The 22,943-nt window shown below is 60.3% G+C and carries 21 protein-coding genes; 6 read left to right on the top strand and 15 right to left on the bottom strand.

What is annotated here, in order from left to right; all coding sequences use genetic code 11:
- Positions 1–10: 10 nt before the first annotated feature.
- From ACQZ5N_RS05545 to ACQZ5N_RS05565, 5 genes are all read right to left on the bottom strand, one after another.
- On the bottom strand, positions 11–1,816 hold the full coding sequence (locus tag ACQZ5N_RS05545; RefSeq protein ID WP_448732346.1) for an amino acid ABC transporter permease/ATP-binding protein: 1,806 nt from the start codon (positions 1,814–1,816) through the stop codon (positions 11–13).
- A gap of 13 nt (positions 1,817–1,829) precedes the next feature.
- The gene (locus tag ACQZ5N_RS05550) at positions 1,830–2,384 is read right to left on the bottom strand and encodes a GNAT family N-acetyltransferase (protein WP_196380574.1); all 555 of its coding nucleotides are present in this window, start codon (positions 2,382–2,384) and stop codon (positions 1,830–1,832) included.
- A gap of 21 nt (positions 2,385–2,405) precedes the next feature.
- Positions 2,406–3,593: a M20 aminoacylase family protein gene (locus ACQZ5N_RS05555; protein WP_448732347.1), complete on the bottom strand. Its 1,188-nt coding sequence runs from the start codon at positions 3,591–3,593 to the stop codon at positions 2,406–2,408.
- An 82-nt stretch (positions 3,594–3,675) separates the two neighbouring features.
- On the bottom strand, positions 3,676–5,016 hold the full coding sequence (locus tag ACQZ5N_RS05560; protein WP_220318936.1) for an LLM class flavin-dependent oxidoreductase: 1,341 nt from the start codon (positions 5,014–5,016) through the stop codon (positions 3,676–3,678).
- A 22-nt stretch (positions 5,017–5,038) separates the two neighbouring features.
- The gene (locus ACQZ5N_RS05565; protein ID WP_443407412.1) at positions 5,039–6,043 is read right to left on the bottom strand and encodes an LLM class flavin-dependent oxidoreductase; all 1,005 of its coding nucleotides are present in this window, start codon (positions 6,041–6,043) and stop codon (positions 5,039–5,041) included.
- A gap of 302 nt (positions 6,044–6,345) precedes the next feature.
- Between ACQZ5N_RS05565 and ACQZ5N_RS05570 the strand changes: the two genes are divergently transcribed.
- Positions 6,346–6,795, top strand: coding sequence for an RrF2 family transcriptional regulator (locus tag ACQZ5N_RS05570; RefSeq protein WP_059753414.1), 450 nt, complete (start codon positions 6,346–6,348; stop codon positions 6,793–6,795).
- Between the two features lie 31 nt (positions 6,796–6,826).
- On the opposite strand, the gene ACQZ5N_RS05575 is transcribed toward ACQZ5N_RS05570, so the two are convergent.
- From ACQZ5N_RS05575 to ACQZ5N_RS05605, 7 genes are all read right to left on the bottom strand, one after another.
- A complete protein-coding gene (locus tag ACQZ5N_RS05575; protein WP_020808881.1) occupies positions 6,827–7,771 on the bottom strand; it encodes an acyl-CoA dehydrogenase family protein in 945 nt (314 codons plus the stop codon).
- 50 nt (positions 7,772–7,821) lie between these two features.
- Positions 7,822–8,367, bottom strand: a complete 546-nt coding sequence (locus tag ACQZ5N_RS05580) for a flavin reductase family protein (protein ID WP_003524682.1) — start codon at positions 8,365–8,367, stop codon at positions 7,822–7,824.
- Positions 8,368–8,556: 189 nt separating this feature from the next.
- On the bottom strand, positions 8,557–9,726 hold the full coding sequence (ssuD, locus tag ACQZ5N_RS05585) for an FMNH2-dependent alkanesulfonate monooxygenase (RefSeq protein WP_020808882.1): 1,170 nt from the start codon (positions 9,724–9,726) through the stop codon (positions 8,557–8,559).
- 167 nt (positions 9,727–9,893) lie between these two features.
- Complete coding sequence (locus ACQZ5N_RS05590; RefSeq protein ID WP_448732348.1) at positions 9,894–10,091, bottom strand: hypothetical protein; 198 nt, start codon at positions 10,089–10,091, stop codon at positions 9,894–9,896.
- A gap of 208 nt (positions 10,092–10,299) precedes the next feature.
- Positions 10,300–11,481, bottom strand: coding sequence for a YeeE/YedE family protein (locus tag ACQZ5N_RS05595; RefSeq protein WP_448732349.1), 1,182 nt, complete (start codon positions 11,479–11,481; stop codon positions 10,300–10,302).
- A gap of 78 nt (positions 11,482–11,559) precedes the next feature.
- A complete protein-coding gene (locus ACQZ5N_RS05600; RefSeq protein WP_080854476.1) occupies positions 11,560–12,489 on the bottom strand; it encodes a sulfurtransferase in 930 nt (309 codons plus the stop codon).
- 263 nt (positions 12,490–12,752) lie between these two features.
- The gene (locus ACQZ5N_RS05605) at positions 12,753–13,355 is read right to left on the bottom strand and encodes an alpha/beta hydrolase (RefSeq protein ID WP_448732350.1); all 603 of its coding nucleotides are present in this window, start codon (positions 13,353–13,355) and stop codon (positions 12,753–12,755) included.
- Between the two features lie 400 nt (positions 13,356–13,755).
- Here ACQZ5N_RS05605 and ACQZ5N_RS05610 point away from each other — a divergent pair, with 400 nt between their 5' ends.
- Positions 13,756–14,826, top strand: coding sequence for an LLM class flavin-dependent oxidoreductase (locus ACQZ5N_RS05610; protein ID WP_448732351.1), 1,071 nt, complete (start codon positions 13,756–13,758; stop codon positions 14,824–14,826).
- A gap of 60 nt (positions 14,827–14,886) precedes the next feature.
- Here ACQZ5N_RS05610 and ACQZ5N_RS05615 read toward each other — a convergent pair whose 3' ends face one another.
- The 3 genes from ACQZ5N_RS05615 to ACQZ5N_RS05625 all read right to left on the bottom strand — a co-directional run bounded on the left by ACQZ5N_RS05615 (position 14,887) and on the right by ACQZ5N_RS05625 (position 18,770).
- Positions 14,887–16,065, bottom strand: a complete 1,179-nt coding sequence (locus ACQZ5N_RS05615; RefSeq protein WP_448732352.1) for an acyl-CoA dehydrogenase family protein — start codon at positions 16,063–16,065, stop codon at positions 14,887–14,889.
- Entirely contained in the window at positions 16,062–17,093 is a 1,032-nt protein-coding gene (locus ACQZ5N_RS05620) for an ABC transporter substrate-binding protein (RefSeq protein WP_448732353.1), read from the bottom strand. Before ACQZ5N_RS05620 ends, ACQZ5N_RS05615 begins: the two co-directional genes overlap by 4 nt.
- 69 nt (positions 17,094–17,162) lie before the next feature.
- Positions 17,163–18,770 (bottom strand): ABC transporter substrate-binding protein, encoded by a 1,608-nt coding sequence (locus ACQZ5N_RS05625; protein WP_448732354.1) that lies wholly within the window; start codon positions 18,768–18,770, stop codon positions 17,163–17,165.
- A 269-nt stretch (positions 18,771–19,039) separates the two neighbouring features.
- On the opposite strand from ACQZ5N_RS05625, the gene ACQZ5N_RS05630 reads away from it, so the two are divergent.
- From ACQZ5N_RS05630 to ACQZ5N_RS05645, 4 genes are read left to right on the top strand one after another with little or no spacing between them, the layout of a single operon-like run.
- Complete coding sequence (locus ACQZ5N_RS05630; protein WP_020808892.1) at positions 19,040–20,029, top strand: ABC transporter permease; 990 nt, start codon at positions 19,040–19,042, stop codon at positions 20,027–20,029.
- On the top strand, positions 20,026–21,021 hold the full coding sequence (locus ACQZ5N_RS05635; protein WP_448732355.1) for an ABC transporter permease: 996 nt from the start codon (positions 20,026–20,028) through the stop codon (positions 21,019–21,021). Before ACQZ5N_RS05630 ends, ACQZ5N_RS05635 begins: the two co-directional genes overlap by 4 nt.
- Entirely contained in the window at positions 21,018–22,016 is a 999-nt protein-coding gene (locus tag ACQZ5N_RS05640; RefSeq protein WP_174057852.1) for an ABC transporter ATP-binding protein, read from the top strand. The genes ACQZ5N_RS05635 and ACQZ5N_RS05640 overlap by 4 nt, the downstream gene beginning before the upstream one ends.
- On the top strand, positions 21,994–22,929 hold the full coding sequence (locus tag ACQZ5N_RS05645) for an ABC transporter ATP-binding protein (protein ID WP_080854468.1): 936 nt from the start codon (positions 21,994–21,996) through the stop codon (positions 22,927–22,929). The genes ACQZ5N_RS05640 and ACQZ5N_RS05645 overlap by 23 nt, the downstream gene beginning before the upstream one ends.
- Positions 22,930–22,943 lie beyond the last annotated feature (14 nt).

Below are 22,943 nucleotides of genomic sequence, written 5' to 3' on the forward strand. Positions count from 1 at the left end.
TTGTTGTTGATTAGAGAACTTTTGCGAGAAATTCGGCCGTGCGCGGGTGGTCCGGCTTGTTGAACACCTTTTCCGGCGTGCCCGTTTCGAGAATGCGGCCCTGTTCCATGAAGACGACCCTGTCGGAGACTTCGCGGGCAAAGCCGATTTCGTGGGTGACGATGATGAGGGTAACGCCGGAGCGGGACAGCTCCTTGATGACATCCAGCACCTCGTTGACCAGCTCCGGATCGAGCGCGGATGTCGGCTCGTCGAAGAGCAGCACCTTCGGCCGCAGCGCTAAGGCCCGGGCAATCGCCACGCGCTGCTGCTGCCCGCCGGAAAGCTGGCGGGGGTAAGCGCCTGCCTTTTCGGCAAGACCGACACGGGCCAGAAGATCGCGCGCCTCGGCTTCCGCCTGTTCTTTCGATATGCCGCGAACCACGACCGGCGCTTCGGCGATGTTTTCAAGCGCCGTCAGATGCGGAAACAGGTTGAAGCTCTGGAACACCATGCCCACTTCGACGCGGCGCTTCAGAATGTCCTTTTCCTTCAGCTCAAAAAGCGTGTCGCCCTTCTGGCGATATCCGACCAGTTCACCGTCGATGGCGATGAAGCCGTCGTCGACACGCTCCAGATGGTTGATGGAGCGCAACAAGGTGGACTTGCCGGAACCGGACTGGCCGAGAATGGTGGTGACGCTGCCTGCCGGAATGGAGAGCGTGACATCGTCCAGCACTTTCAGTGTTCCGAAGGACTTGGAAACGCCGTGGATATTGACCGAACCGCCACGATTGCCGAGCTGGAAACTTCCCGTCCTGGCGGCGGCCGGTCGTTCAGGTCTTTCAATGGCGGGCGCTGGCGTCTCCACCGCTTCCGGCAAAGGCTTGCGCGGCAGGAATGTGCGATAGAGCGTGGCAAACAGCGAGGGCGGCGGATTGCGCAGCGCGCCGCGCGAGAAGTGCCGTTCGATGTGGTGCTGAACGATGGAAAGCGCGGTCAGGATCACCAGATACCAGACGGTGGCGACCATCAGCAGCGGGATCACTTCCAGATTGCGGCGATAAATGATCTGGATCGTATAGAACAGTTCCGGCAGCGCGAGGATATAGACCTGCGACGTGCCCTTTGCGAGCAGGATGATCTCGTTGAAACCATTGGGCAAAATGGTCCGCATCGCCTGCGGCAGCACGATCCGGGAAAACTGTCGGCGGCGCGGCAGGCCGAGGGAGGCCGCCGCCTCGAGCTGACCCTGCTCCACCGAGAGGATACCGCCACGCACGATTTCCGATGAGAAAGCCGCGGCATGCAATGTCAGCCCCAGAACCGCTGCGGCAAAGGGTGTCATGAGCTGTGTCGTATTCCAGCTGAAGAAATTGATGCCGGTATAGGGCACGCCGATCGTCACGGTCTCGTAGAGATAACCGAGATTGTTGAGGATCAGCAAAAGCACGATCAGCGGAATGGAACGGAATATCCAGATATAGGTCCAGGAGATCGCGACAAGCAGGGGCGAACCCGAAACGCGGGCGAGCGCCAGAACGGTGCCGAGCACGAAACCCAGAAAAGCCCCGAGCACGGTCAGCAGCAGTGTGCGGCCAAGCCCCACAAGCACCGGTTCGGCAAAGAACCATTCCGCAAACACGTTCCAGCCCCAGCGGGGATTGCCGAAGACGGAATGCAGGATGGCGGCAATGATGAGAACCGCAAGCACGGTGCCCGCCGTGCGCAGCGGATAACGGGCGGGGACGACGCGAAAATGCGCATAGCCGTGCCTGGCCGGCTCATCCTTCTGTTCGCTCACCGCAACATGCGGAAAATCGGAGGCTATTGTCATCGGAGAAAGCCTTTCAGGGATGAACCGGAGAGAGTTGCGGCCGGGCGGCCTGTATTGGCGCACCGTCCGGGATGGAGGTGGCCGTGTCGGAAAGAAATTTTTCGAAGGGCAAGGACCGGATCGTCTCGGGATCGGCCGCGGTATCGAACAAAGCGCGATAACCATTGGTGAGATAAAGGCCGACCGCTTCCGGCTGGCGGAACCCGGTGGTCAGATAAACGCGGGCATAACCCTGCCGGATCGCCTGCTGCTCCAGTTCCCGGAGCACGATTTTCGCAAGCCCTTGCCGGCGATGGGCGGAATGGGTCCAGACCCGCTTGAATTCCGCCGTTTCCTCGTCGTAGCGCATGAAGGCGCCGCCGGCGATCGCTTTGCCGTCACGCAGGAGCAGCAGGAAATTGCCCGATGGCGGGCTGAAGGCTTCCGGCGGATATTTGTTCAGCTCCGCCTTGGCCCCTTCCGCATTGAAGAACGTGCCGTAACGGCTGTCATATTCGAACAGCAACTCCTCCAGAAGCGGGGTTGCGAGCGGATCCTTGACCGATGTGTAGAAAAAACTGTCGCTCATGTCCTTGTCCTAATTTTCGCGTCAGGAGAGATAGGCTTCCGCCAGCCGCACCCAGAAGCGTGCTGCCGGCGCGATGATCGCGTCGTTGAAATCGTAGTGGGGGCTGTGCAGCGGCGCGCTGTCGCCATTGCCAACGAAGAGATAAGAGCCGGGCCGCTCCTGCAGCATGAAGGCGAAATCCTCGCTCGCCGTGCGCGGCTGAAACGCTTCGGCGATCTGCCCGGCGGCGAAATGCCGTTTGGCGACATCGCGGACGAAGGCCGTCTGAGGAGTGTGGTTGATGACCGGCGGGAAACCGCGGGAATAGGCGACCTCGGCCTTGGCGCCGAAGCTCTCGGCCTGCGCTTTCGCCAGCGCCGGAAGTCGCTCCTCCAGCCTGTCGCGCACGGCAGGCGAAAACGCCCGGGCGGTGATCTGAAGCTCGACGCTTTCGGGAATGACGTTGGAGGCGGTTCCGCCATGGATGGAACCGACCGTCAGCACCGCCATCTCGCGCGGATCGACATTGCGCGAAACGATGCTCTGCAGGGCGGTGACGAAGCTTGCCGAGGCGAGAACCGGATCGACCGTCTCATGCGGCGCGGCGCCATGCCCGCCCTTGCCGACAATCCGCACCTTCGCCTTGTCGACGGAGGCCATGGCGGGGCCTTCGACGAAACCGAACTGCCCGGTGTCGACACCCGGCCAATTATGCAGCCCGAAGACCGCATCGACCGGAAACCGCTCGAAAAGCCGGTCCTTTATCATCGCCCTTGCCCCGGCGCCGATTTCCTCGGCCGGCTGGAAGATCAGCGTCAGCGTGCCGGAAAAATTCGATGTTTCGGCAAGATACCGGGCGGCGGCAAGCAGGATCGTCGTATGGCCATCGTGACCGCAGGCATGCATGACGCCCTGCGTCTGGCTGGCATAAGCAAGGCCGGTTTCCTCGATAATCGGCAGGGCATCGATATCGGCGCGAATGCCGACGCGCTTGTCGCCATGACCGCGTTTCAACGTGGCGACGACGCCGTGGCCGCCGACACCTTCCGTCACCTCATATCCGAACGACAAGAGATAGCGGGCAATGAGCGCCGCCGTGCGTTTTTCCTTGAGCGAAAGCTCGGGATGCCGGTGGAGATCATGCCGGATGGCGATGCTCTCGTCGATGAAGGCAAGGATTCCCCGTTCGGCGTCGTCCTGCGGACGCGCGCCGTCAATGCGGATATTCATGGTTCTGTCTCCTGCGCGGCTCGCTACGCGCCGCGTCTTGAAATCTGCACCGGGCGGCAATCGTCTCCGCCCGGCTGCAAGCTCAGGCGATGGCCTTGTCCGACCCGTTTTCGCGTCGGGAATAGACGCTTTCCCTGAAAGGCAGGCCGAGATGGTCGCGCAGCGTCGCCCCTTCCAGATGCGGATCGAAATAACCGCGCCGTTGCAGCACCGGGATGACGAGGCGGATGAAATCGTCCAGTCCCTCAGCAATCACCGGGAAGCCCAGAATGAAGCCATCGGCCGCATCGTGCTCCACCCAGCGGATGATTTCGTCGGCCACCTTGTCCGGGGTGCCGATAAAACCTTCACGCGGGGTCGCGGCCTCAAGCGCCGCCTCGCGCAGCGTCTGGTTCTTTTCCTTGGCGCGCCGCTTGATGCGGTCGGTCGTGGAGCGGAAACTGTTCTTGCCGATCTCACCGAGTTCGGGGAAAGGCTCGTCCAGCGGATAGGCGCTGAAATCATGATGATCGAAGAAACGGCCGAGATAGGCCAGCGCATCCTCGATGGTGATGAGGTTGCGGATGACGTCGTATTTCGCCTCCGCTTCCTCCTGCGTCTCGCCGACAATCGGGCCGATGCCGGGGAAAATCTTCACATCGGCAGCCGACCTGCCCTGCGCGACGGCGCTCTGTTTCACACGCTTGAGGAAGGTCTGATTTTCCTCCAGCGAAGCGGAATTGGTGAAGACGGCATCCGCATGTTTGCCCGCAAGACCGATGCCGGCATCGGAGGAGCCGGCCTGGAACACCACCGGCTGCCCCTGCGGCGAACGCTGGATATTGAGCGGGCCTTCCACCTGGAAGAAACGGCCCTTATGGCCGAGCGTGTGGAGTTTGGCGCGGTCGAAGAACTGTCCCGTCTCACGATTGCGCAGGAAAGCGTCGTCGTCCCAGCTATCCCACAGGCCCTTGATGACTTCGAGATATTCGTCGGCAATCTCGTAACGCAGCGCATGTTCGGGGTGGTTGCGGCTGTAATTCTTCGCCGTACCTTCAAGCGGCGTCGTCACGGCATTCCACCCGGCGCGGCCGCCGCTCAGGAGATCGAGCGAGGCGAACTGGCGGGCAATAGTGAAGGGGTCGCTATAGGAGGTCGAAACGGTGCCGGCGAGACCGATCTTCGAGGTCACGGAGGCGAGCGCTGAAAGGATCGTCAGCGGCTCGAACCGGTTGAGGAAATGCGGGATCGACTTATCATTGATATAGAGCCCATCCGCCACGAAAGCGAAGGCGATGCCCGCCGCTTCCGCCTTCAGCGCGGTCTTCCTGAAGAAGTCGAAATTGACGCTGGCATCCACTGGGCTTTTGGGGTGCCGCCAGGCATTCATGTGCCCGCCGGGCCCCTGAAGCATGATGCCGAAACGGATTTTCTTTCTCGTCATGTCATTGCCTCCTCAGAGAAAATTACGCCGCCCGGGAAAGGCGATGCGTGGCAAGCAGTTCTATCGAGGCAAGCCGCTGATCGGCCCCGACATGCGGCGGCTCGATGATGAATTCCTCGATGCCGTGCTCCTCGGAAAGCGCACGAAGCGCCTTGTGAATATCCTCCGGCCCGCCATGCAGGACGTTGGGTTTTCGCTCTTCGATGCGGTAATCGGTATCGCCGGACTGGCGGGCGAATTCCTCCGCCTGTTCTCGGCGGCCGAGGTTGAACGCCCGGCCGTCGCTGAGGAATACACGGTAGATGCGCTGACCTTCCACCTGTCTCGCAGCATGGGCGGGGTCGCTGGCCGCAAAAGCCGACAAAGCAAGGATCGGAGCGCTTCCGCCGCTTTCTTCCCGGAAAGCCGAGAGGCTGCGGCGAAGAACCTCCGCATCGCCATTGAGGTGGCCGGCAAAGACGAAATTCCATCCCCTTGAAGCCGCAAGCCTTGCGCTTTCCGGGCTGGCTCCGAGCAGAAATCTTTCTGCGGCAACCGGCGGCGCAGGTGTTGCCCGCAGCCCGGCCTGTGCGTGGTCCTGCGGCGCGGCGCCGGACAAAAACGTGGTGAGTTCACTAAAGGCCGTTTCGAAATCGGGTTTACGGGCAGGATCATAGGCCTGCTGCAAGGCCGACGTCGCCAGCGGCAACCCGCCCGGTGTCTTGCCGATGCCGAGATCGACCCGGCCGGGCGCGAGCGACGACAGCACGTTGAAAACCTCGGCGACCTTGTAAGGGCTATAGTGCTGCAACATGACGCCGCCCGAGCCGACGCGGATGTGGGAGGTCTTCGCCAATATCCACGCAACCAGCGCTTCCGGTGCGGAACCGGCAAGCTCCGGCGAATTGTGATGTTCGGCCACCCAGAAACGGCGGTAACCCAGCTCTTCGGCGCGTCTGGCAAGATTGATCGTGTCGCGGAATGCACTCGCCGCGTCCTCACCCGTCGGAACCGGGCTCTTGTCCAGCAAACTGAGCGTATACATCATCACCTCGCGTGTCCTTTATGCATACTTTGTCTACCGATTTTATATTCTAATAAAGGATGATCGTTCCACGTTGCAGCGCGATCAGAGAAAATATTGTTTTCAGTGATGTTTTCGGAAGCTAGCCCTGACAAAGCCATCGGTAAAGCCGAAGGAATGGCCCAAAAAGGCTGCAACAAGCCGTTTTCCGCGCCACACCCGGACGAAACGGGCTTGCGCCGGAATTCGCTAAAAACTACTTAGTAAGTTAGGAATAATATGGCCCGGCGCTGCAAAACGTGCCGGCTCTCTTTTCGGATCATGCGATGTTGACCAAAAAAGGCAAATACGGATTAAAGGCTCTTGTCGATCTGGCGCGGTTGCCCCAGGGCGAGACCGCCTTCGTGACCGAAATTGCGACCCGCAACAATATCCCGAAAAAATTCCTGGATACTATTCTTCTGGAGCTGCGCAATAGCGGCATTCTGCGCTCCAAGAAGGGCCCGAATGGCGGTTATTCGCTGTCGAAAATGCCATCCGAAATCATGATCGGGCAAGTCATCCGCACGCTGGACGGACCTCTGGCCCCCATCCGCTGTGCAAGCCGCACGGCCTTTGAAGCCTGCGACGACTGTGATGATCCGGAGACCTGTCAGGTCAGGGTTTCGATGACGGACGTGCGTGACGCCATCGCAACCATTCTGGACAACATGACGCTTGCGCAATTCGTGGCCAAGGACGGGCAGAACGCCCGCTCCATTCCGGCCGGCGAATAGGATTCCGCGCGGCCCTTCATTCGAGCTTTGCCTATTGCCTGCGCAGATCGTCGTCCAGCGATGCGATCAGCCCGGCTTCACTGACGCCTTCGACAAGGCCGAGGCGCGCCATCAGGATTTCAAGCGTGATGGCATTGTTGCGAACCGAACGAAAGGTGACGTTTTCCGCTCCCACCTGCGCCGCATCGATATTGGCCGCAAGGCTGGATATCTGCGCCTTCAGGAGCTCAATGGCGAGAAATATTTCGCCTATCACGGGTCGCGCCGCGCCATCGCCGGCCAGCCTGTCGATCAGCAGCGCCGAAAGTTCACGCTGCTTCTGCCCCAGAGCCACCGCGGCTTTCAAAAGGGTAGAAACGGAAACGGCCAGATTTCCGGCTCCCTGAGCCAGGAACACCACCTGATCGGCGCGTAACAGACCTTCCCATGACGTATTGGGGCGGTTGCGCAGAACGACAAGCAAAGGCTGCCCGGCCGTGTTGACGGCCGGCACGACAATCCAGTCCGCGTCGCCCCTCACCGACCCCGCAACGTCATCGGGAAGCCGCAGGGCGTAGTCGTCTTCCGTCACCGTAACCGCCTGATCCAGATCCGCGGCAGATATTGCCAGTGCGAAGGTCTCGCCAAGATCGAGACGGGCGAAAAGCGCCTTGCGCTGGTCTTCGCTGCCCGCATTCCTGATGAATTCAAGCGCGGTGAAATGTTCGACGAGATCATGCGCCGCCGCCGCATCGGCTGCGGAAATGATGGCGAGTGCCTGCGAGAGCACATCATTGGTGATGTCCGCCCCGCCGAGTTCCGTTGGAACGGAAAGAGCAAGAAGACCGGAGCGGGCGATCCGCGCATGGATTTGCCCCGGACTTTCGACGGCGCAGTTTTCGGCGATCGTGCGGGCAACGGTCAGCACATCGACATCCGCGCCGAGGCGTGGAGGAACGAAACGAAGTCTTTCGCCGAGAGGCGTGACGGATCCCATGCTCAACTCCCTCAAAGAATGACAAAGTGAAAGCGCCGAACGACCGACGCTCAGTCCAGAGAATGATAACGCCCGTTTTGATAGAGCAGCGAATGGCCGGAGCCGATACGGATCGCCTCCACCTTGCCGATGACGATGACATGGCTGTGCCGTTCGATCGTCTCTTCAATGGTGCAATCGATCGCGGCAACAGCATCTTCGAGAATGGGCGCACCGCTCGACAGCCGTGTCCACTCCGCACCGCGATACCGGTCTGGGCCCTTCAGGCCGCCTATGCCGGCAAACTGATTGGCAACGAACTGGTGGTTCGCTCCAACGATGTTGACGGCGAGATGACCGAAACGCTGCACCACCGGCCATGTGGATGAGGAGCGGTTGAGCGCCACCAGAATGCGCGGCGGATCGACCGACAAAGCGGTGGCCGAGGTCACGGTCGCGCCCGTTCGCTCGTCGCCCTCACCCGCCGTAATCACGCTGACACCGCCGCCCAGCGTTCTCAGCGCCGCCTTGAGGCTGTCGGCATCCGCCGCCTTGCCGGCGACCGGGTCGCGGAGGTTGATGAATTGTTGATCCTTGGCCGCATATTGCAATGTCATCGGGTTGCTCCTGAAAACAGCTGAATTGTTCAATAGCTAGCAGCGGCGGCGGGGGGTGAAATAGACATCGTTTTCCATAATGATAATATTCTATAGAAATAATGTTTTATGTGCCGCCGTCTGATTTCGCCCCACCGCAAGGATATCTGCCGAAAAGGTGGGAGGCACAGGTGGCCTCCCGCCGATGGATCAGGATCCGGACACCAGCTTGACGTTGCCGCCATGACCGCCGCCACCGAAAACCTGTTTCGCGCCGAAAGAAGATCGTATCTGGTTGCGGGGTCCGCCAAGGCCGATTTCCGGAAACAGCAGTTCGGATAGCCGATAGGCTTCCTCCAGATGCGGATAACCCGAGGCGATGACGGTATCGATGCCCAGCGCCTGATATTCCCTGAGCCGCGCCGCCACCGTCTTCGGCGAACCGACCAGCGCCGTGCCCGCACCCGAACGGACGAGACCGATGCCCGCCCACAAATTCGGAGAGACTTCCAGCCGGTCGCGCCGGCCATTGTGCAGCGCCTGCATTCTCGCCTGGCCGACGGAATCCGAAGCCCTGGAGAAGACCTCCTGAGCGGATGCGATGGTTTCGTCGGAGAGCTTCGAGATCAGCCGCTCGGCATCGGCCCATGCTTCCTCGTCGGTTTCACGCACGATGAAATGCAGGCGGATTCCGAAGGTAACCTTGCGCCCCTTTTTGGCGGCGGCGGCGCGCACCTTGGCGATCTTTTCCGCCACCTGCGCCGGCGGTTCGCCCCAGGTGAGATATTTGTCGGTGATACCGGCTGAAAACTCGATGCCGGCATCGGAAGAGCCGCCGAAATAAAGCGGCGGGCGCGGTTCCTGCACCGGCGGCAGGCCGAGTTTCGCGTCCACCGCCTTGATATATTTGCCGTCGAGGCTTCCCTTGCCGGTTTCGATCAGCGAATTGAACACCTGGAAGAACTCATCGGCGTGATCGTAACGCTCGTCATGCGGCAGGAAAATGCCGTCACCGGCCAATTCCTGCGCACTGCCGCCAACCACGATGTTGAGAAGCAGCCGGCCATGGGAAACGCGATCGAGCGTCGAAGCAAGCCGCGCATAATAGGCGGGCGAAGCGACGCCCGGACGGATGGCGACGAGAAATTTCAGCTTCTCGGTATAGGCGGCAAGATTGGCCGCAAGGATGAAGGATTCTTCGCAGGCGACACCGGTGGGGATGAGCACGCCTGAATAACCGAGCCGATCGGCGGCCTGGGCTATTTCCCGAAAATAGCCGGGATCGGCAGGACGCGAAAGATCATCCGAGCCGAGATAGCTGCCATCGCCTGAGGTGGGTATGAACCACAGAAAATCGAGTGGTTTATCGGATGTGCTCATCGGCAGGTCCTTTGCAATCTGCCCTCGGGCAATGCGCTTGATGATAAAAGGGTAGCCAATTCCCCGGCGCGTTTAAGAAATTTTGTTCCAATTTCCATCCGGCGAGGAGAGTTTCTCTCCCGGATAAACGGCGCTGCGAAGGGAAAAGGAGCCCTCGCTGATGGACGTCAGAAGACCGGATAAAGGCCGAGCATCGCAAAGTTCATTTCGCAAATCTCTTCCCGTTCGAGTTCGAGATCGCTTTTCTCCTGCCTGATGCGTCCGGAATGATCCAGAGGATGAAGGCTGACCTGTTCCTCTTCCCGCGGTTGACGCCGGTTCAAACCGAACAGATCGAAAGTAAACGCATGAAGTCCCTGCGGCATGTGCGCCTCCTTTGCTCAACTCCCCTTATCCTCGGGCGGCCGTCCGAAATCGTCAATATTTTCCATAAAATTACTATTCTATAATTGGAGGATCGACGGCAAATGTGGACTAAGGTTGCAGCGGCGGAAAAAAATCCGTTTCCGGCCGCCGATAATGGGGCCATCGCCGCTTCATCTGGCGACGGCGGTGATTTTCAGGTGTCCGGCCTCACGGCAGGGCAAACCGGCGCTTGAGAAAAAGGCCGGCAAATGCGCCCAAACCGTAAAAAACAAGAAATACCCAGCCGGAAAGCGCGCCCGCATGGATGCCCGACAGCAGCACGCCAATGGTGCAGCCAAGTGCGGTCATGCCGCCCCAGCCCATCAGCACGCCACCGGCAAACCGTGTCGCCAAGCCACCGGCGGAAGGCCATGCGGGCTGAAATTTTCCTGCCGAAAGCGCAGACGCGAGACTTGCAAATATCAGTCCCGAAACGAAGAGGCCGTTCGGCGACAGGATCGTCGTTTTAACGGCACTGATGCATCCCCGCACCGTGTCCAGCCCCGCAAGCGTTTCCGGCACCCAGTTCGCCGCAGCCCCTGCCGTTCTGACGATGCTGCCGAGTTCGGCCGTCACCCCAAGCGGTGCGACACGGAAATAGGAAAAGGCGCTGATGGCCGCAACGAGAACCCCTGTGACGACGGGTGGCCAGCGGTCGATGAAGACGCTTCGGAATGCCTGTTGCAGCCGGTTTTCCGGGGTCGCAGTCGCAGAAGCGGGGGCGGTTTTATCGAAAAACAGAACGAGAAGGATCAGAACGATCAACACAGTGCAGGCGATCAGCAGCGCCGGGCCGTATCCCAGATGATGCGGCAACCAGATGGGCCAATCGTCGAAAATGCTGACCGTATAAAGAAAATTCCAGCTGAGAAACGCCAGCAGGAAACCGACCCCCGCTCCCACTATGGCAAGCACGGAACCGAAAGCCCCCTCGCCTAGCCGGTAAAAATGCCCTGACAGGCAGGAGCCGGAGAGCGCTGCGCCGAAACCGAAGACGGTCGCCGCCACCGCCAGAATCCAGCCGACGGGGCCGATATGCGCATTGGGCGGCAGGCGGCCGGGTTGCGGCACCGGCATCCACGCTGCGGTGACGATCTGGTAAAACACCACCCCCGCCAGCAAGGCGACAAGAATGGCCACAACACCGTCCGAACGCCTGCCGTCGATGAAGTCACGAAAATTGCAGAGAAAGCAGAACCGTCCGCGCTGCATCACGATGCCGAAAGCGGCCCCGGCCAGAAGGGAAAATGCAAGCGGCCTGCCGTTCTCAAGCAGCTCCACTCGATAAGCAGCAACCGTCACGGCACATAAGATGGCAAGCGCCACGAGGCGGGAAAGGGTCGAGCGCATGGAATACCGGCTATGTCGGAAGAATGGATGCCGGCGCGCCACCCGACGCGCCGGCTCACGGATGAAGGCAGCTAAGGCTTATTTGCCCGTCCAGACCGTTCCCGTCGGATTGCTGATCGGCACACCCACCGCATTTCCGTATTCGGTCCAGGAACCGTCATAATTGCGGACGTCGTAACCGAGGATCTTTTTCAGCGCGAACCAGGTGTGGCTGGAGCGCTCGCCGATGCGGCAATAGGTGATGATGGGCGCGGAGCCGTCGACGCCCTTCTCGGCATAGATCGCCTTGATCTCTTCGGCCGATTTGAAGGTTCCATCCTTGTTGACGATTGTGCCCCACGGAACATTGACGGCGCCGGGGATGTGGCCGGCCCGGACGGACAGCTCCTTGACGCCATCCGGCGCGAAAATCTTGCCGGAATATTCATCCGCCGAGCGGATATCCACCAGCTTGATGTTGTGCTTGCCCTCGGCCACCGCAACGACGTCCACAAAGCGCGCCCGGACCGAGGTGTCGGGCTCGGCAAGCTTCAGTTTCGTTTCGGCCGTTGCCGGTGCGGATGTGTCGAAAGGCAGTCCCTGCGCTTCCCAGAGCTTGCGGCCGCCATCCAGCAGTTTCACCCGGTCGCCCAGACCGTAGGTTTCGAAAATCCACGCCCCCCAGGCGGCAAACCAGTTGTTGTTATCGCCATATAGAACGATCGTCGTATCGTCACCCACGCCGGCCTTCTGCAGCAGGGACTGGAAATTGTCGCGTGCGGCAATGTCGCGTTTTTCCTTGTCGACGAGATCCGTATGCCAGTTGAGGTTCACCGCACCGGGAATATGCCCGCGCTCATAGACACCCGTATCAACGCTGACTTCAAAGACCCGAACTTTCGGATTGTCGAGATTTTCCTTCAGCCAGTCGGCCGTTACCAGCGCTTCCGAAGCCCCAGCCGTGGCCAACGATACCGCCGACAACAACAACCCGCCGAGAGCCGACGTTACAAGCTTGATCCTGGACATTTCCTTACCCCTTTCCCTGATTTGATGACCAATGAAAGGTGACGGCAAAACCGACCGGAGCGAAGAAATGCTTTTCTATATTTTTTATAGAAAATAAATGCGGCCACTCAAAAACAATCTTCAGGAGAAATTCAAAATTCCATCGGTAAAAATCGCCAATAAAGCGCCCAAAGGTTGTAAATGATGCCGAAACCAAAAGAAGCGATCAACCAACCCGCACTCATCTCATGCGCCAAGGAAGACTGGAAAGCCCTAGCCTTTCTCTAAAAATGCGCGTCGCCCAGGGCAGCCAATCTGCGCAGCCGCGATCCGGCCACCGCCTTTGCAGGTGCGCCATCTGCCTTCAACCGTTCGAGAAGAGCATAACCCTCAGGCCATCGTCCGTAGCCGCTGGCAATATTGATATGTCCGACGGCGCCGAGATTGATGAGATCGCTCCCCCACAGGCTCGCACTGCGCGCGAGCTCTTCGCAATCCATATAGGGATCGTTCATGCTGCCCACGACGAGGCTGGGGAAAGCAAGCGGTTGCTGCGGAAACGCACCGAGCCGGACGATACAGGGATGCATCGCCTCTACGCGGTCGAGATGAGCGGGTGCGACCAGAAGCGCGCCCTTGATTTTGGCGGCGGAGGGGCGAGAGGCCATATTCGCCACCAGCAGGCAACCGAGGCTGTGGGCGACGATATAAGCGCTTTCGACTGTCGCCAGCGCGGCCTCGAGACGATCGAGCCAGTCCTCGAGAACCGGGCATTGCCAATTGTCCTGATCGACCAGTCGCGAGTCGGGATCATCCAGCAACCAGTGCCGCTGCCAATGTCCTTCGTCCGAACCATTCAGGCCAGGGACAATCAAGGTGGTACACATGCCTGCTCCATGGGTTGTGGGCGGTATGTCGCAAGCATGGTGAATTTCGCTATTTCCGTCGACTATTGCCTTGCTCACCTTTCGAAGCCTCGCGAAAAATCGATCCAGACAATTTCGATCATGCAGAAAATGCGTTCTCAGAGATGCAGATAATATCAATCAGAGGGAATCATTTCCTCAAATTTTTTATATAGAAAATATGTGCAATATAGGCTTTCCAGACGGAAAGCTTTTCCTCCACCGCATGACAAAAGAAACGTCGCTGCTTCGCCGGGTCGCCGCCGCTTTGCCATTCTCGCACCTGCGGAGGCTTGCGCCTCCCGGGAGCCACAAGCGGTGAAGGCCAAACGTCAGCTGGACCATTCCACCGCACCATAAAACGAAAATTCAGGCGGATAATGTGAGCAGCACAAGCGAATTTCTCTGGTACATCCCCAATGACGTCAAACCCGGCCACCGGGGCGACGCCGTCAGCGAAAACCACAATAGTCTCGATACATTGACGAGCCATGCCAAAGCGCTTGAAACCCATGGCTGGAAAGGCGCGCTGATCGGCACCGGCTGGGGACGTCCGGATACATTTACGGTGGCGGCGGCGCTTGCGGCCCGCACCACCACATTCGAGCCGCTGATCGCTATCCGTCCCGGCTACTGGAAGCCTGCCAACCTCGCATCGGCCGCCGCCACGCTCGACCAGCTTTCCGGCGGTCGAGTTCGGATCAACATCGTTTCCGGCAGGGATGAGCTTGCCGCCTATGGCGATGAAGAAGGCGATCAGGCGCAGCGTTATGCCCGCACGAAAGAATTCATGCGGCTGGTGCGGCGGCTCTGGACCGAGGAAAACGTCACTTTTAATGGCGATCATTTCCGAGTGACGAACTCCACCGTTTCGCCACGCATCGCCGCGCGCGAAGGCCGGCCGCATCCCAAACTCTATTTCGGCGGCGCTTCCGAAGCAGCCGAGCAGGTTGCCGCAACCGAGGCCGACGTGCAGCTTTTCTGGGGAGAACCGCTCGCTGGTGTGCGCGAAAGGATCGAGCGGCTGAGAAACTTCAGCGAAAAGCTCGGCCGCGATCTGCCGCCGCTGCAATTCGGCCTGCGGATCACCACGCTGGTGCGCGAAACCACAGCCGAGGCATGGCGCGATGCGGAAGCGAAAGTTGCCGAAATGGCCGCAAACAATGGCGTACGCTGGAACGACCATCTTCAGGCCGTGGCGGTCGGCCAGCGCCGCCTGCTGGATTTGCACCATCAGAGCGACGTGCTGGACGACAATCTCTATACCGCGCCGGGCAAATTCGGCGGCGGCGGGGCGGGAACCACATGGCTTGTCGGTTCGGCGGAAGATGTCGCAGCGTCACTGCGCAAATACCGCGCGCTGGGCATCAGCCATTTCGTGCTTTCCGACACGCCCTATCTCAAGGAAATCGAACGGCAGGGCGAGAGCTTGCTGCCGCTGCTGCGGGATTGATTGGCGTAGCTTGAACATGGGCGGCCCGCCTTGGACAAGGCCGCCCTTTTGCTTCATCGGTCAACCGCCTGCCGCCTTGATGCTCTGACGACCGAGAATCGTTCGGATCATATGGCTCTGCGGCGCATGCGCCCTTGCCGTTATCGCATCGCGGTGATGGCGTTCAAGGTCGTAATCCCGGCGCAGGCCGCGATTGCCGCCAAGCTCCAGCGCCAGATCCGTCACCGCCACCGCATTGTCGATGACCACATGGCGGACGGCCAGCGCATCGGTTCCCACCCTCTCCCCCGCATCGACATCGCGGGCGACGGAGAGAAGGAGGCGTCGGTTCGCCGCCAGCAGCACCTCGATCTGGCCGAGACCTTCCTGAATGCGGGGGACGGAGGACAGCGGTGCGCCAAGGCTTGCCGGAATATGGCCATTCAGATGGCGCAACAGATCGTCCCGCGCCGAAAGCGCGACACCGTGATAGACGGAAGCCAGTAGCACGAAGAAATTATACCCGTCCGCTTCATCGCGCCGCAGCGGCTCATCCGCCGGCTGCTCGGCCACAATGTCGGCAAGCGGCACCTGCACGTCTTCCAGCACTAGATCATGGCTGGCCGTGGCGTACATGCCGGTCGCCTCCCATGCTTTTTCCTGAGCGATGCCAGCCGCATCGAGGGGAACAAGAAGCTGGATGAGGCGCGGCGTCTCTTCCGTCGTCACGGCAAGCACGATTGCCCATTTCAAGCCCGGTAGGCCGGTGACGAAGCTCTTGCGGCCATTGACCACCCAGAAATCGCCCTCGATCCGCGCCGTCGTTTCCGGCAGGCCGCCATGGGCGGGCGAACCGACACCCGGCTCCGCCTGCGCATTGTTCAGGAGCGCCGGTTCCCTGCTATTGGCGGCCAGTACCTTTGCAGCAAGTGCTGCCGGCCACTTGCCGCGACCGATCGCAGCATGAACGCTGTAATGCATGGCGAGGATAAGGGCGGTCGATGGATCGCCCCTGGCAATGGCCGTAATGACGGCATGTGCCGTTTCCATGCCCTCGCCCCAGCCGCCATCCTTTTCAGCCGTGACGAGACCCAGCAGGCCGGACTTGAAAAGCGCCTCGAAATTACCGGCGGCGAATTCGCCGCTTTTGTCGTGGTCCGCAGCAGTCAGGCTGAAATCCCCGGCCAGCGCGGTTGCAACGGCGACGGGATCTGGCCGCTGCGCCGGGTCGTTCGCAACGGCGGAAAGTGCAACGCTCATGCCACCGCCCTTTCATTTGCCGTGACGAAACGGTCGTCGATCCAGTCGCCCAGATGGAAGTCGTTTTCAAGGAAGCCCCACTGATGCAGGAAGTCCTTGTAATGGCCGACGGCGCCGACAAGATCGGCATCAAGGCCGAGACCGAGATGGCGGTGAACCTCAGCTCCATTGGCGGCCAGAACCTGTTCCTCCGTCGCGCCAGCCTCGCGCGCGATGAAACGGCGCGTCTCTTCCGGGTGCTGTTCCGCCCAGAGCGAGGCCCGGGCGATGGCGCCAACCAGCCGCTGCACCAGATCGGGGCGCTCATCGGCAAGCCGCCCGTCAACCGTCAGCACCCGTGGCGAACCGGAATTGATGCGGATCTTCGGATCGGGATGAAAACCGAACTCCGCTACCTGCACCGCATCGATCAGGTTCGCGGCGGCGATGCCCGCCGTTCCCTTGACGAAAATTGCATCGACCTCACCCCGCAGCAGCGCGATGATTTCCTCGCCGAAGGATTGCCGGCGCTTCAGGCCGAACAACGACGGCCCTTCCTGCGAGGCCAGCACCGAATCCTTGATGACGATGTCCTTGAGTTCGACATCCTCGACCTTTAACCCTTCCAGCGAAAGCGCCGAAACGATGCCCTTCAGCGCCGTCGCGCGCATGAAATCGACAATGCCTTCCGGTCTGCGCGGCACGCCGAAACGGCGGCCGACGAGATCGGCAAGCGAACGGATACCGGTCTCCGGCAGGGTGATGATTGCCTGAAACTCATCCGTCCACGTCACCCCGATAAGGCGCGTATTGCGCCCCTCCGAACGGGCTCGAATGGGAGGCACATTGCCGCCATGGCGGAAGGACCATTCCAGCGTGTGGTTGAAATGGCTCTGCCGGACTGAACGGTCAGGCGAATCGATGATGGATTTCAACGCTATGCCGACCTCCTCGAAAGTCTCGCCGAGATAACCGAGCTGTGCTGCCAGCCCTACGGGCGTGGGCACCGGGCAGCGTGTGTACCAGATTTCAGAAAGTGTCGTGCTCATGGCTTTGGCCTCGATGAAAGGGAAAGGTCCCGGCCCGCCGCAAGGGGCGAGCCGGGTCTGGCGAAACGATCAGGATGCGGCGATATGCGCGAAGGCGAGGCTTCCCGCCACACCTTCTGCGCCTATGGTGTGATCGGCAATGCGCTTGTTGAAGATGGTGATCTCCGGCGCTGCGACGATATCGATTGCCGGCACATCATCGACGAGAATCTGCTGGATTTCCTTCCATTGCGCGACGCGCTTGTCCGGATCGATCTCGATGGCTGCGGCCTCCAGCAGCGCATCCACCTTCGGATTGCTATAGGCAGCGCCGTTGGAGAAGGGCACGCCCTTCTTGAAGTTCTTGGACCAGTAGAGCCGCTGCACGCCGACGGTCGGGTCGAAGAGATTGCTCATGCCCTCATAGGCAAAATCGAAATCGCGATCCGTGTAGATACGTTTGGTATAGGTGGCGAAATCCTGCGTCCGCACCGTCACATCCACGCCGACCTTCGCCAGCGCCTGACGAATATAATCCGCGCCACGCGGATAGGCCTCGGTGCTCGGCACATAGTCCAGATTGAGCTTGAAACGGATTCCATCCGCACCGCGCTTGTATCCGGCTTCATCCAGCAGCGCTTCCGCCGCCTTCAGATCGATCGGATAGGTCTTCAGATCGTCCACGAACCATTTCGTCAGCTTCGGGTTGATCGGCCCGGTGATCGTCGCGCCATAACCGAAATTGACCGTATTGAATATGACGTTGCGGTCAATCACATGCGCGAAGGCGCGGCGGACGCGGACATCCTTGAACACGTCCTTTTCAAGGTTGAATTCCACGCGGCTGATCGAATTGGTATATTGATAGCCGTTGGTCTCGAAGCCGAGGCTTGGCAGTTCCTTCAGCCGGTCGAGATCGCTATAGGCGACCGGCGTGCTGGGCGCGAGATCGATTTCACCGGTTTCGATGGCAATCGCCCGGGCCGAAGCATCAGGAATGAAGCGGACGATAAGCTTGTCGAGATAGGGGCGCGGCGCATCCCAATAATCGGCATTGCGCTCAAAAACGATATGGCTGCCGCGCACCCACTCCTTGAACTTGAACGGACCGGTGCCGATGGGTGCGAGATTGACCGGATTTTCGGTCACCTTCGTACCCTCATAAAGATGTTTCGGCACGATGGGCGTTTCGGCGGCGGCAAGCGCCGTGATCAGATAGGGCGCAGGTTTGGAAAGAACCAGAACCGCCGTCAGCTCGTTCGGCGTCTCGACAGCAGTGAGGTTCAGGAATGTATTGCGTCCACGCGGATGCACTTCCTTGATGGTATTGATGGAAAAGGCCACGTCAGCAGATGTGAAGGGCTTGCCGTCATGCCATTTCACGCCGGGCCTCAGATTGAAGGTATAACGCAGACCATCCGCGCTCACTTCCCATGATTTGGCCAAGAGCGGCTTGGGATTGAGATCGAAATCATAGGTCAACAGCCCTTCGGTGACCTTGGGCGATATATAGACGGAATTATAGGCCGTATGCGCAATCGTCGTCAGCACCGGCGGTTCCGACGAAATCAGCAAAGTGGCCGTGCCGCCGCTTGCCGGCTCCGCCGCGTTGAGCTTGAGCCCCGGCAACGACACCACGCCAAGCGCCACGGACGCCAGCAGAAATCCACGCCGCGTCGTCTGGTTGAAAACAGTCATACGATACCCTCTCCTTGATTGAACCGGCGAAAAACCGGCAAACTGAACGGCCGCGTTTAGGAAGAAGTTTGTTCCGCAGACGAGAGCGAGCTTGGCATGAAGAACCAACCATTCTCATAAACAGGAATTATCTTTTCTTTATGGCGCATATTTCCGTAAATTTCAGAAAATAATTCTATTACTCTTTGACAAATTCCATAAAATTAGTCAACTAATACCAACGCCTTCAGGGGCCGATTTCATATTTCCACGCTTACGGACTGGAGCCGATGTCGAATTCGAAACGGATTTTATCGCAGGCAAAAAGGGTGGCCATTCAGGCCGTCCCGACGGTCCTCGGTATCGTCATCCTGAACTTTTTCCTGCTGCAACTGGCACCGGGCGATGCCGCCGATGTGCTGGCCGCGGAAGCGGGTTCGGCGACCGTCGAGACCATGGCGGAAATCCGCAATCGCTTCGGGCTCGATCTGCCGGTTCTGCACCAGCTGATGAATTATCTCGGCAATCTCGCGCAATTCAGCCTCGGCTTTTCACCGCGATACGGCATGCCGGTGGCAGACCTCATCGGCCAGCGTCTGCCCGGCACACTCGCCCTGATGGGCGCAGCACTTGGCATTGCGATTTTTGTCGGTGTGTTTCTCGGCTCGATCATGGCGCTTTTCTCCGGCAAGCTGCCGGACCGGATCATTTCCATCGGCTCGCTGATCTTTTATTCCGTGCCGGGTTTCTGGATCGGCCTGATGCTCATCCTGACCTTCTCAGTGAAGCTCGGCTGGCTTCCCTCGGGCGGCGACAGCACCATCGGCAGCAGCCTAACCGGCTTCGATGCCCTGCTGGACAGGCTGCGTTATATCGTTCTCCCCGCCCTTTCGCTCGCGCTTTATTTTCTGGCCATCTATGCCCGCCTTACCCGCGCGGCGATGCTGGAAGTGAAATCCCAGGACTATGTGCGCACGGCGCGCGCCAAGGGCGTTTCTCCGCTCCGGCTAACCACACGCCATATCCTGCGCAACGCGCTCATCCCCATCACCACCATGGCCGGCATGCATATCGGCGGCCTTTTGGGTGGCGCGGTCGTGGTTGAAACCGTCTTCAGCTGGCCGGGCCTTGGCCGTCTCGCTTTCGAAGCCGTCATGGCGCGGGATTTCAGCGTGTTGCTCGGCATTCTGCTTCTCTCCTCCCTCGTCGTCATCATCGTCAATGCAGCCGTGGACCTGTTGCAGGCCTGGCTCGACCCCCGCATCGGAGAAAGCCGATGAATTCCTCCCACACAACAGCGGTTCTCAACGCGGCCGACCTCAGCGCCGAAGACAACAATCCCAAACCGAAGAAACCGGAAGAAAAAGCCTGGCCCTATATCCATGCGCCGGATGCGCTCTCTGCCCGCTCCGTCTCCGTGCCACGGCGCGGCCTGCGGCGGGAACTGAAAATCTTCCTTACCAATCCCAACGCCATCGTCGGGCTGCTGTTTCTCGCAACCGTCATCGTCACCGCGCTGATCGCCCCCTTGATCTATCCCGGTGATCCCCTGGAAATGGTGGCCCGCCCGTTCCTGTGGCCCTGCCAGAATGCCGCCTATCCGCTCGGAACAGATTCCATGGGCCGGGATGTTCTGGCCGGCATCGTGCATGGCGCACGCATCTCGCTCACCGTCGGGGTCGTCGCGACGCTGATCGGCCTGACGATCGGCATCGCGGTTGGCGCTTTCGCCGGTTATTTCGGCGGCGTCATTGACGATATTCTCGTCAAGCTGATCGAAATCTTTCAGACCCTGCCGAATTTCGTGTTGCTCGTCGTGCTCGTCGCCATCGCCCAGCCGTCGGTCACCACGGTTACATCGGCCATCGGCATCATCACCTGGCCGCTGGTGGCGCGCCTTACGCGCGCCGAGTTCCGCGCCATCCGCGAAAAGGACTATGTGCTCGCCGCCCGCAGCCTCGGTTACGGCCATGCGCGCATCGTCTTTCAGGAAATCCTGCCCAATGCGCTGCCGCCGATCATCGTCACCTCCTCGGTTATGGTGGCGGGTGCGATCCTGATGGAAGCGGCGCTTTCCTTCATGGGACTTGGCGATCCAAACCGCGTGTCCTGGGGTTCGATGATCGGTTCGGGTCGCGATGTCATCCGCACCGCCTGGTATCTGACCGCCCTTCCCGGCCTTGCCATCGTCTTCACCGTCATTTCGCTGAACCTCATCAGCGACGGCCTCAACGATGCGCTCAATCCCCGTTTTTCGGAGGAACGCCGATGAGCAAATTGATCGAAGTCCATGATCTCTCCGTCAGCTTCGGCTCCGCCCAGCCGGTCAAAGGCGTCAGTTTCGATGTCAGCCCCGGCGAAATGCTCGCCATCGTCGGCGAAAGCGGCTCCGGCAAATCCCTGACCGCGCTCGGCCTCATCGGCCTTTTGCCATCCCACGCCAAGACCGGCGGACGGGTGCTGCTCGAGGGCCGCGATCTGCTGCCGCTTTCCGAGCGGCAATGGCGCGGCATTCGCGGCCGGGATATCGGCATGATCTTTCAGGAGCCGATGACCTCGCTGAACCCGGTTCTCACGGTTGGCGAACAGATCATCGAGGTGCTGCGCATCCACGAGAAGATCGACCGGCATCAGGCCCGCAAACGCGCCATCGAGCTTCTGGAACTGGTCAATATTCCAGACGCCCGCCGCCGGGTGGATGATTATCCGCACCAGCTTTCCGGCGGCATGCGCCAGCGCGTGATGATCGCCATCGGCGTCGCCTGCAATCCGAAACTGCTGATCGCCGACGAGGCGACGACGGCGCTCGACGTGACGATACAGGCGCAGATCCTGCAACTGCTCGATAATCTGCGCCGCGACCTCAACATGGCAGTCATCCTCATCACCCACGATCTCGGCATCGTGGCGCAATGGGCGGACCGGGTGATGGTGATGTATGCCGGACGCAAGGTGGAGGAAGGGCTGCCGGAACCGGTTTTCTCCAACCCCTACCATCCCTATACGCGCGGCCTGCTCGCCGCCTCGCCGCGTGCGGAAGACGGGCAGCATTATCGCGACGGGCCGCTCATCGAGATTCCGGGCTCCATCGTTTCCGCCACGGGGGAACGCGGCTGCGCCTTCCGGCCGCGCTGTCCGAGCGCCCGCGGTTTCTGCGGGCAGTTCGTACCGCCGCTGCGGCAAATCTCGCAAGGCCGTTACGCCGCCTGCCCCTTCGTTGCTCCCACTTCCCACGAGGTACCCGATGGCGCTCTTGTCAGTGCATAGTCTTTCCACCCATTATGCGGGCGGACGCGGCACCGTGCGCGCTGTCGACGACGTCTCCCTCGATATCGAGGCGGGCGAGACCGTGGCGCTGGTGGGCGAATCCGGTTGCGGCAAATCCTCGCTCGGCAAGTCACTGATGCGGCTGGTCGAGCCATCTTCCGGCCGGATCACCTTCAAGGGCGCTGATGTGACGGCAATGACGTCATCCGAACTGCGCGGCATCCGCCGCCGCATCCAGATGATCTTTCAGGACCCCTTCGCCTCGCTCAACCCGCGCCAGACGGTGCGCACCATCCTGACCGGGCCGCTGAAGGTGCATGGCATCGGCGACCGGGCACGCCAGCGAGAGATCGTCGAGGCCATCGTCGCGCAGGTCGGCCTGCCGGCGGATTCGCTCGACCGTTATCCGCATGAATTTTCCGGCGGCCAGCGCCAGCGCATCGGCATTGCCCGCGCGCTGGTTCTGGAACCGGAACTGGTGGTCTGCGACGAGCCGGTTTCGGCGCTCGATCTTTCGATACAGGCGCAAATCCTCAATCTTCTGGTGGAGATGAAGAAGCGGCTTTCGCTCTCCTATCTCTTCGTCTCTCACGACCTTTCCGTGGTGCGTTATTTCTCCGACCGCGTGCTGGTCATGTATCTCGGCAAGATCGTGGAAAGCGCGCCGACATCGGAACTCTGGGCGTCGCCAAAGCACCCCTATACCCGTGCCCTTTTGGCCGCCGTTCCCGATCCCGCGCGGCGCAAACAGGCAGCACCGATTTCCGGTGATCTGCCGAGCCCGCATAACCCGCCATCCGGCTGCCGGTTTCACACCCGTTGCCCGCTCGCCACCGATCTCTGTCGCGAAAAAGCGCCGGATTACACCCTTTTCGGCAAGAACCACGCCGTGGCCTGCCACCATGCCCAATAACTTGAAGGAGCAAC

The sequence above is a fragment of the Agrobacterium sp. 22-221-1 genome (assembly GCF_053522445.1).

What these genes read in the sequence shown, in the direction of transcription:
- ACQZ5N_RS05545 (WP_448732346.1), bottom strand. Translation starts at nt 1,816, where the DNA reads ATGACAATAGCCTCCGATTTTCCGCATGTTGCGGTGAGCGAACAGAAG.
- ACQZ5N_RS05550 (WP_196380574.1), bottom strand. Translation starts at nt 2,384, where the DNA reads ATGAGCGACAGTTTTTTCTACACATCGGTCAAGGATCCGCTCGCAACC.
- ACQZ5N_RS05555 (WP_448732347.1), bottom strand. Translation starts at nt 3,593, where the DNA reads ATGAATATCCGCATTGACGGCGCGCGTCCGCAGGACGACGCCGAACGG.
- ACQZ5N_RS05560 (WP_220318936.1), bottom strand. Translation starts at nt 5,016, where the DNA reads ATGACGAGAAAGAAAATCCGTTTCGGCATCATGCTTCAGGGGCCCGGC.
- ACQZ5N_RS05565 (WP_443407412.1), bottom strand. Translation starts at nt 6,043, where the DNA reads ATGATGTATACGCTCAGTTTGCTGGACAAGAGCCCGGTTCCGACGGGT.
- ACQZ5N_RS05570 (WP_059753414.1), top strand. Translation starts at nt 6,346, where the DNA reads ATGTTGACCAAAAAAGGCAAATACGGATTAAAGGCTCTTGTCGATCTG.
- ACQZ5N_RS05575 (WP_020808881.1), bottom strand. Translation starts at nt 7,771, where the DNA reads ATGGGATCCGTCACGCCTCTCGGCGAAAGACTTCGTTTCGTTCCTCCA.
- ACQZ5N_RS05580 (WP_003524682.1), bottom strand. Translation starts at nt 8,367, where the DNA reads ATGACATTGCAATATGCGGCCAAGGATCAACAATTCATCAACCTCCGC.
- ssuD (WP_020808882.1), bottom strand. Translation starts at nt 9,726, where the DNA reads ATGAGCACATCCGATAAACCACTCGATTTTCTGTGGTTCATACCCACC.
- ACQZ5N_RS05590 (WP_448732348.1), bottom strand. Translation starts at nt 10,091, where the DNA reads ATGCCGCAGGGACTTCATGCGTTTACTTTCGATCTGTTCGGTTTGAAC.
- ACQZ5N_RS05595 (WP_448732349.1), bottom strand. Translation starts at nt 11,481, where the DNA reads ATGCGCTCGACCCTTTCCCGCCTCGTGGCGCTTGCCATCTTATGTGCC.
- ACQZ5N_RS05600 (WP_080854476.1), bottom strand. Translation starts at nt 12,489, where the DNA reads ATGTCCAGGATCAAGCTTGTAACGTCGGCTCTCGGCGGGTTGTTGTTG.
- ACQZ5N_RS05605 (WP_448732350.1), bottom strand. Translation starts at nt 13,355, where the DNA reads ATGTGTACCACCTTGATTGTCCCTGGCCTGAATGGTTCGGACGAAGGA.
- ACQZ5N_RS05615 (WP_448732352.1), bottom strand. Translation starts at nt 16,065, where the DNA reads ATGAGCGTTGCACTTTCCGCCGTTGCGAACGACCCGGCGCAGCGGCCA.
- ACQZ5N_RS05620 (WP_448732353.1), bottom strand. Translation starts at nt 17,093, where the DNA reads ATGAGCACGACACTTTCTGAAATCTGGTACACACGCTGCCCGGTGCCC.
- ACQZ5N_RS05625 (WP_448732354.1), bottom strand. Translation starts at nt 18,770, where the DNA reads ATGACTGTTTTCAACCAGACGACGCGGCGTGGATTTCTGCTGGCGTCC.
- ACQZ5N_RS05630 (WP_020808892.1), top strand. Translation starts at nt 19,040, where the DNA reads ATGTCGAATTCGAAACGGATTTTATCGCAGGCAAAAAGGGTGGCCATT.
- ACQZ5N_RS05635 (WP_448732355.1), top strand. Translation starts at nt 20,026, where the DNA reads ATGAATTCCTCCCACACAACAGCGGTTCTCAACGCGGCCGACCTCAGC.
- ACQZ5N_RS05640 (WP_174057852.1), top strand. Translation starts at nt 21,018, where the DNA reads ATGAGCAAATTGATCGAAGTCCATGATCTCTCCGTCAGCTTCGGCTCC.
- ACQZ5N_RS05645 (WP_080854468.1), top strand. Translation starts at nt 21,994, where the DNA reads ATGGCGCTCTTGTCAGTGCATAGTCTTTCCACCCATTATGCGGGCGGA.